The sequence below is a fragment of the Angustibacter aerolatus genome, from assembly GCF_054776675.1.
Map to the genome: position 1 here is coordinate 1 of NZ_BAAHBM010000149.1, position 4,095 is coordinate 4,095.

The 4,095-nt window shown below is 77.7% G+C and carries 4 protein-coding genes and 1 pseudogene; 4 read left to right on the forward strand and 1 reads right to left on the reverse strand.

Features of this window, described 5'->3' with window-relative positions; genetic code table 11:
• Positions 1–255 precede the first annotated feature (255 nt).
• Both ACYVI6_RS18180 and ACYVI6_RS18185 read left to right on the forward strand, forming a co-directional pair.
• Entirely contained in the window at positions 256–1,692 is a 1,437-nt protein-coding gene (locus tag ACYVI6_RS18180; protein ID WP_460447713.1) for a zinc-dependent metalloprotease, read from the forward strand.
• Positions 1,689–2,273, forward strand: coding sequence for an NUDIX hydrolase (locus ACYVI6_RS18185; RefSeq protein WP_460447714.1), 585 nt, complete (start codon positions 1,689–1,691; stop codon positions 2,271–2,273). The genes ACYVI6_RS18180 and ACYVI6_RS18185 overlap by 4 nt, the downstream gene beginning before the upstream one ends.
• On the opposite strand, the gene ACYVI6_RS18190 is transcribed toward ACYVI6_RS18185, so the two are convergent.
• Entirely contained in the window at positions 2,270–2,977 is a 708-nt protein-coding gene (locus tag ACYVI6_RS18190; protein ID WP_460447715.1) for a M48 metallopeptidase family protein, read from the reverse strand. The two genes, ACYVI6_RS18185 and ACYVI6_RS18190, sit on opposite strands and share 4 nt — an antisense overlap.
• Positions 2,978–3,540: 563 nt before the next feature.
• Between ACYVI6_RS18190 and ACYVI6_RS18195 the strand changes: the two genes are divergently transcribed.
• A complete protein-coding gene (locus ACYVI6_RS18195) occupies positions 3,541–3,699 on the forward strand; it encodes a DUF5679 domain-containing protein (RefSeq protein ID WP_284290146.1) in 159 nt (52 codons plus the stop codon).
• A gap of 163 nt (positions 3,700–3,862) precedes the next feature.
• A pseudogene (locus tag ACYVI6_RS18200) lies at positions 3,863–4,095 on the forward strand (hypothetical protein); the annotation flags it as partial.

The following is a 4,095-nucleotide window of genomic DNA, read 5'->3' on the forward strand; positions in this document are numbered from 1 at the left end:
CCGAGCTCGCCGCCGGCCCCGACCACGGCGACGACCGGCAGCCCGGTGCGGTCGCCGCGACGGCGCGCGGCGGGTTGCGCCGTGCGCGAACGCCGGGGGCGCTCAGCACGGGGTCGGTCGGTGGACGAGGAACTCACCGGGGGCCTTCCGTGGTTGTCTGGACGGAGCACCGGCGGGCCGCGACCCGCCTCTGCCGCGGTCATCCTGTCAGGCAGCAGACCGCGGCGCAGCGACGGCGACGAGGAGCTGACCACCATGGCGGACCGACCGATGGGTTTCGGACCCCACGACCGCGACGACGACGAGCCGGGCCGCGGCGAGGGCGGCGACGACGGTCCGGTCGACCCGTTCGCGGCGTTCGGGCAGCTCTTCGGACCCGGTGGCACCCCCGACCCCGCGGCGCTGGCGAAGGCGCTCGAGGCGGCGGGCGCGGGGCAGATCGACCCGGCCCAGCTGCAGCAGGTGCTCGGCCAGGTGCAGCGGATGATGGCGACGCCCGGCGACGGCGGGCCGGTGAACTGGCGGCTGGCGCACGACCTGGCGAGGCAGGCGCTGGCCCAGGCCGGCGACCCGAGCGTCGGGGGCTCGCAGCGCCGGGCCGTCGAGGACGCCGTCCGGCTGGCCGACACCTGGCTGGACGACGCGACCGACCTGCCCGCGGCCGGCGCCCGGGCCCTCGCGTGGAGCCGCTCGGAGTGGGTCGAGGGCTCGTGGCCGGTGTGGCAGCGGCTGGTCGAGCCGGTGGCCGACAGCGTGGCCACCGCCATGAGCAGCGCGCTGGCCCAGCAGGTGCCGCCCGAGCTGGCAGCGGGCATCCCGGGCGCCGGCGACCCGGCGGCCCTGCTGCGCCAGGTGGGCGGATCGGTCTTCGGGCTGCAGCTCGGCCAGGCCGTCGCGGCGCTGGCCGGCGAGGTGGTGAGCGGCACCGAGATCGGCCTGCCGCTCGTCGAGGGCGCCGTCGTGCTGCTGCCGGCCAACGCCGACGCGTTCGGCGAGGGCCTCGATGTCCCGGCCGACGAGGTGCGGCTCTACCTGGCGCTGCGCGAGGCCGCCCGCTCGCGGCTGTTCGCGCACGTGCCGTGGATCGGCCCGCTGCTGCTGGGCGCCGTCGGCGACTACGCGCGCGGCATCACCATCGACACCTCCCGCATCGAGGAGGCGGTGCGCGACGCCGACCTGTCCGACCCCGAGTCGATCCAGCGCACGCTCGCCGGCGGGATGTTCGAGCCGGAGACCACGCCCGCCCAGCAGGCGGCGCTCGACCGGCTCGAGACGGCGCTCGCGCTGGTCGAGGGCTGGGTCGAGGTGGTCACCACGGCCGCCGCGGGGCAGCTGCCGCACGCGGTGCAGCTGCGCGAGAGCGTGCGTCGTCGCCGGGCCACGGGTGGGCCGGCCGAGCAGACGTTCGCGACGCTGGTCGGCCTCGAGCTGCGGCCGCGCCGGCTGCGCGACGCCGCCGCCCTGTGGGAGGCCATCGCCGAGGCCCGAGGCGTCGCCGGCCGCGACGCCGTCTGGGCGCACCCCGACCTGCTGCCCACCGCCGCGGACCTCGACGACCCGGCCGGGTACGCCCGGCGGTCGGCCGACGCGGACGCCGAGTCGGCCGAGGTCGACGCGGCCCTCGAGGCGCTGCTGTCGCAGGGCGAGGCCGAGTCGCCGGACGGCGACGACCCGGCCCCTCCCCGCGCGTGAGCGACGGCCTGCTGGCCGCCGCGATCGACGCGCTGCAGGGCTGGCGACCGCCGGACGCCGGGCAGGCGGCGCTGCGCACCGCCTACCTCGCGGCGCTGCGGGCCGACCCCGAGGCGCTGTGGCGCTCCGGCCCGCCTGCGCACCTGACGGCCAGCTGCTTCGTACTCGACCCGGACGGCGAGCGGGTGCTGCTGACGCTGCACCGCAAGGGACGCTTCTGGGTGCAGCCCGGCGGTCACCTGGAGCGCGGTGACGCCTCCCTCGCGGCGGCCGCCCTGCGCGAGGCCACGGAGGAGTGCGGCGTGCCGGGCCTGCAGCTGCTCGACGGCGCGCCGGTCGACCTGCACCACCACGGGCTGGGCGAGGCCTTCGGCCGCTGCCGCGAGCACCTCGACGTCGCGTTCGCGGCGGTCGCGCCGGCGACGGGCAGCCCGCAGGTGAGCGACGAGAGCCTCGACGTGCGCTGGTGGCCGGTCGACGCGCTGCCGTCGGGCGTCGTGCCCGACCTCGCCGAGCGGCTGCCTCGCGTGGTCGCCGCCACCCGGCTGCTGCCCGGGCGCGCCCGAGCCGCTCGGCCCTAGCCGTCGGCCGGCGGCCGGGTGCGGCTCTGCGTGCTGCGGCGCCGGGCCTTCGCGCTCTGCTCGAGCGGCTCGGGCACGACGTCCTCCTCGAGGGGCGAGCCGTCGTCCAGCTCGAGCCCGGCGGTCGCGGCGACGCCCTCGAGGTAGCCGCGGGCCCGCTCGGTGCGGGGGTAGGCGTCGAGCAGCGCCCAGAACGGGTCGCCGTGGCTGGGCTGCAGCAGGTGGGCGAGCTCGTGGAGCAGCACGTAGTCGAGCACCCAGCCGGGCATCCCGCGCACCCGCGAGCTGATCCGGATGGTGCCGTCCGAGGGGGTGCACGACCCCCAGCGGGTCGACTGGTTCGTGACCCACGCGACCGACGTCGGCACCGCGCGGCCGGCGAGGTACCGCACCGACAGCTCCTTGGCCCGGCGGGCCAGCACCGCGTCGCTCGGGCGCCGGCGCCGGTCCTGGGCGGCGAGGCGGTCGACCATGGTCTGCACCCACGCCTCCTCCTCGGCCCGGGTGAAGCGGGCCGGCATGAGCACGATGGTGCGGTCGCCCTCGCGGTAGGCGCTCACGGTGCGGCGACGCCGCCGGCTGCGGCGCACCTCGATGCCGCCGGGGCCGAGCGGGGCACCGTCGGTGCCGTCGGCGGTGGCGGCACCGCGGGGGCCGTCGACGTCGTCGCCGAGGTCGCCGTCGGACGAGGTGTGCACGGACACGGGCGCACCGTACCGGCGGCGCAGCGTCCCAGGGGGTGGACGCGCCGTGCCCGGCTGGTGGATCCGCCGTCCTCCACAGCGCCGCGGCGCGTCCGTGCAGGTCAGCGGGCGTCTCGTGTCGTATACGTCGGCCTGGTCCACAGGCGGGCGACCTGCCTGTGGACGAGCTCGTGCGTGGCCCCACACGCCGTCCACAGCGTCGTCCACAGGCTGTGGGCGGCTGGGCGCGCGACGCGTTGACCGCGGCCGTGTCCGACGCCTACCGTCGGGCACCGACGAGACCCCCGGGATAACCCGGCTCGGCCGCCCTCGGGCACCGGGTCGCGAGCGCCCCGGGGGTCTCGCTGCGTCCGGGGCGGGGCCCCGCGCCACGCACCGCGTCCCCACCCCTCGTGCTCACGTGGTCTATGGTTGCCGCGCTCGGCGAGCACGAGGGGCACCCGTCCCTGGCTCGGCGCGCGAAGGCAGGCAGACCGAGCCTGCGACGCCGCGGCGCTGGTTGCCGCCGGGCGCGGACGACGAGCCACCGGCACCACCCGCCGGGCTCCGACGAGAGGACAGCAATGGCTGACGAGACCTACACCGGTGAGTTCTACTGCGTGAAGTGCAAGGAGAAGCGCGAGGCGACCGGCAACGTGGTGGAGACCAACGGCCGCCGCATGGCCAAGGGCAAGTGCCCCGTGTGCGGCACCAACCTGAACCGGATCCTCGGCAAGGCCTGAGCCACCGAGAGGTCCACGGGACCTCGCGCCGGAGGGCGGTCCGCTGCGGCGGGCCGCCCTTCGTGCGTTCCCGGGTCCACCTCGGACGTCGAGGACGGGTGCGGGCGAGGCGCCCTGTGGACGACGCGCCCGGCGGCCGGGGCCGTCGTGCCAGGGTCGTCGGGTGCCGCTCGGCACGACCCGCACCCACCGCACCGGAGGCACCGTGCACCGGCCCGTCCTGCACCCGGCCCTGCGCCGCGCCTGGCGCGACCACCACACGCTGCAGGTGGGTCTCGGCCCTGCCGCCGCGCTGCTCACCGGGCAGGGCGCCGCCGACGAGGCGCTGCTGGCGGCGATGGACGGCACCCGCGACCTGGCGGCGCTGCGCCGGGTGGCCGTGGGGCGCGGGGCCCC

What these genes read in the sequence shown, in the direction of transcription:
- ACYVI6_RS18195 (WP_284290146.1), top strand. Translation starts at nt 3,541, where the DNA reads ATGGCTGACGAGACCTACACCGGTGAGTTCTACTGCGTGAAGTGCAAG.
- ACYVI6_RS18180 (WP_460447713.1), top strand. Translation starts at nt 256, where the DNA reads ATGGCGGACCGACCGATGGGTTTCGGACCCCACGACCGCGACGACGAC.